This window comes from Thermovirga sp., from assembly GCA_012523215.1.
In the GTDB taxonomy this organism is placed as follows: Bacteria; Synergistota; Synergistia; order Synergistales; family Thermovirgaceae; genus 58-81.
In genome coordinates this window covers 1-3,508 of sequence record JAAYIZ010000191.1, presented here as the reverse complement: position 1 = coordinate 3,508, position 3,508 = coordinate 1, and the positions used below count along the sequence as shown (strand labels likewise).

3 protein-coding genes and 1 tRNA gene are annotated in these 3,508 nt (G+C 56.2%); 2 read left to right on the top strand and 2 right to left on the bottom strand.

The features are described 5' to 3' along the window. Positions 1–10: 10 nt before the first annotated feature. Positions 11–88, bottom strand: a tRNA-Pro gene (locus GX108_05280). Positions 89–276: 188 nt separating this feature from the next. Here GX108_05280 and GX108_05275 point away from each other — a divergent pair. Beyond that, complete coding sequence (locus GX108_05275) at positions 277–2,451, top strand: aldehyde:ferredoxin oxidoreductase (GenBank protein ID NLO56449.1); 2,175 nt, start codon at positions 277–279, stop codon at positions 2,449–2,451. A gap of 4 nt (positions 2,452–2,455) precedes the next feature. Beyond that, positions 2,456–2,653 carry a sulfur carrier protein ThiS gene (thiS, locus tag GX108_05270; GenBank protein ID NLO56448.1) on the top strand — a complete coding sequence of 66 codons (198 nt, stop codon included), beginning with the start codon at positions 2,456–2,458 and terminating at the stop codon, positions 2,651–2,653. Between the two features lie 60 nt (positions 2,654–2,713). On the opposite strand, the gene GX108_05265 is transcribed toward thiS, so the two are convergent. Continuing rightward, the gene (locus GX108_05265; protein ID NLO56447.1) at positions 2,714–3,370 is read right to left on the bottom strand and encodes a hypothetical protein; all 657 of its coding nucleotides are present in this window, start codon (positions 3,368–3,370) and stop codon (positions 2,714–2,716) included. Between the last annotated feature and the right edge of the window lie 138 nt (positions 3,371–3,508).

Below are 3,508 nucleotides of genomic sequence, written 5' to 3'. Positions count from 1 at the left end.
TTCCCTCTTCTGGTCGGGGCGAGAGGATTTGAACCTCCGACCTCCTGCTCCCGAAGCAGGCGCGCTAACCAGGCTGCGCTACGCCCCGAACGACGGGCATTGTAGCACCTTCTCCGTAGCCCCGTCAACGAAGGGAGCCCCGGCGTAAATTGATGAGGGAAGAGGAATCATGATATCATCAACGGGGAAAATGATTTTTGCGTACAATGGTGAGCCACCCGTCCGATGACGGGGTGTTATCACAGTTTAACCTATTCTTCTAGGGGGGATCATAGGATGAAGAAGATGAAAGTCCTCGCCGAAGGGAGTTACGTCCCGGCGAAACCCTTCAGGGGGTACACCGGCAAGACCTTGAAGGTCAACGTGGGAGACAAGACATTCCAGTCAAAAGACGTCTCCGAGGAAATGAAGGAAAAATTCATCGGTGGAAGAGGTTTTGGCCTGAAACTACTCTGGGATTCCGTCAAGGATACCACCCGGTGGAACGATCCGGAAAACGAGATAGTCATCTCCGGAGGACCTCTTTGCGGTGTGACCCAGTACCCGGGCATGGGGAAATTCTACGCTGTTTTCGTTTCACCGCTGACGGACCAGACCTACGACAGCAACGCCGGAGGCCACTTCGGTCCCCTGCTCAAGTTTGCGGGTTTTGACGCCATCGAGATACAGGGTAAGGCCGATAAGGATGTCATAGTCCTGGTCGACGCCGACGAGAAGAAGGTCCAGATTCTCGAGTCTCCCTTCGAGGACGTGTACGCTTACACGGTAACCGAAGCACTCCACGAATACTTCGCGGATCCAGGGGATATCCAGGATCGCCGTTTCATTTCCGTGGTGACCGCGGGAAAGGGTGCCGAAACATCCTATTGGGGTTGTCTGAACAGCAGCTTCTGGGACAGCCACCGAAAATTACCTCGACTTAAACAGGCGGGTCGAGGGGGCGGCGGATCCATCCTTCGCGACAAAAAGATCGCTGCCCTCGTAGTCAAGACTCACGACCTTTCCGGCACAGCCAACAACCCGGCCGACGTGGGAACCCTCACCAGGCTCGGGGCAAAACTCCACAACGAAATCCTGACCCTCGACGCAGAACAATGCCGAATGCGCACCGTCGGAACAACCCACCTCAACGAGATAATGAACGAATATCACCTGCTCCCCACCATGAACTACAAATTCGGTCAGCACCCCGACGCTGACAAGATCCATTCCGAGGTCTACGGGAAGATGTTCACCCAGGGCGTCGCCGATGGCTGCTGGTACGGTTGCACCTTGGCCTGCGCGAAGGCCGTCGACGGCTATACTCTCAAGACGGGACCATGGAAAGGCAAAACGATCACCGTTGACGGCCCCGAATACGAGACCGCCGCCGGCATGGGCCCCAACGTGGGCGTTTTCGACCCGGAGTGGACCACCGAGGTCAACTTTTACGCGGACCACTACGGTCTCGACACCATCTCCCTGGGGACCGGCATCGCTTTTGTCTGCGAATGCTACGAGCTGGGGCTTATCGATAAGGAAGATACGAACGGGCTTGACCTTAGTTTCGGCAACAAGGACGACCTGATGGAACTTCTCCATCGCCTCGGCGAAGGCAAGGACAGGTTCGCCCTCATGGTGGGCAAGGGTATCCACAGGATGAAGGATCTCTTTGCCGAGCACTTCGGCGCCGACCGCGAAGTCATGGAGAGGATAGGCATGGAGGGCCAGGGGATCGAGGTATCGGAGTACGTGCCTAAGGAATCCATCGCCCAGTGGGGCGGCTACTTCCTGACCCTGAAGGGCCCCCAGCATGACGAGGCATGGATGATATTCATGGATAGGGTTAGCAAGCAGTTGCCCACCTTCGAGGACAAGGCGGAAGCGCTCCACTACTTCCCCAACTTCAGGACGTGGTTCTCGCTGACGGGTGTATGCAAACTGCCCTGGAACGATATCGAACCCGCCGATAACGCCACCAGCTACCCGCCCCAGGAGGCCGCGAAAGTGCCCGAGCACGTCCAGAACTACGTTGAAGTCTTCAACGCCGTGACGGGGAAGAATATCGACAAGAAGGAGCTTGTACTCCAGTCTGAGCGCGTCTACAACTTTCAGAGGGTTTTCCAACTCAGGCTCGGCAAGGGCACCAGGAAGTACCACAACATACCCGACAGGGCCCTGGGACCTGTCTGGGCCGACGAGTGGGAGGCACGGGAAGAGTACTACGACAACGAACTCAAGGCGGGCGGGGTTGCCCCTGCCGGTCTTTCCTCCCAGGAAAAGTGCGACCGGCTGCAAAAGATACGCCGGGAACAATGGGAAGAACTGGTGGATGCCGTCTACAAGCGCCGGGGCTGGGACAGAAACGGCATACCGACCGTTAAAAAGTTGAAAGAACTCGGTATGGACCTGCCGGAAGTAGTGGCTACGGTGGAGAAACACGCCAAGCCGGAGGATCAGTGGAAGGAATAGCATCATGATCGTCGTGAACGGCGAACCGATGGAATGGAAGGAGGGAATGACCGTCAGGAATGTGATCGACGAGAAGAGATACGTCTTTCCCCTTCTCGCGGTCTGGATTGACGGCACTCCCATTCCGAGGGATCGATTCGACACAGCCTTGATCTCCGACGGATCCAATGTCCAGGTTATCCATATGATCAGCGGCGGTTAAAGTGTTAAAAAAGGGCAGGCCTTTTGGCCTGCCCTTTTTTATTCGAAGTCAACCGGCCTGCTACTTTTGGTTCGGGTCGTCCCGCTTTTTGGGCTTCAGGGAGTTGTTGTGATCCTGCCTCGTCGTTCTCGCTTCCCAATGGAGCCTGTCGTTGTCACCCGTCTCCAGGGCAATGGGTATTTCGGTCCAACCCCAGGGGGTAACCATGATGAACCTCAGCTCCACTCCGTGGGAGGCCAGGGCCCTGAAGTGCTGCACATAGCGGACCACTTCTCCTATGACCCAACTGTCGCTGAGCATCCAGACCCGTCGGCAGTGGTCCCTGCCAAAGAGGGCGGCATAGTCGATGGCCATCCGCATACCCTCGTCGAAATCAACCGGGCCGAAGCAAAGAGCTACGGCTTCCTCGTGCCCGGCGGGTTCGCTTGAAGCGGGCAGGATGTCGGCGAATTCGTCAACCCACTCGAGCTGGGAGATCAGTGCTTCAGGGTCTCCCTGCTTCCTGTCTCCGAAACCGAAGAGGTAATCCTCGGCGGAGAGTTCGCCCTCACCGGAAAGAGCCGAAACCATCCATTCCTGGATTTGCGAAGCGAGTCTCTCGATATAGGAGGGAATATCACCGCCGGTCATTGCCCTGAGTACATCCCCGACAGTCCATTCTTCGTACGGATCAAAACCTTCCCCCTCGTTGCTTCTTCTGTAATCATTGGCGCCCATGAAACACACCTCCCCCGGGCTCTCAAGTTTTCTGAGCATAGCACATTTTGAAGAAACGGACACGGGCGAATTCAGGTTGTCTTTAGCTTATAATAACCCCATAATCGAGAATATTGAAGGAAACGAGGTGGGTTTCGA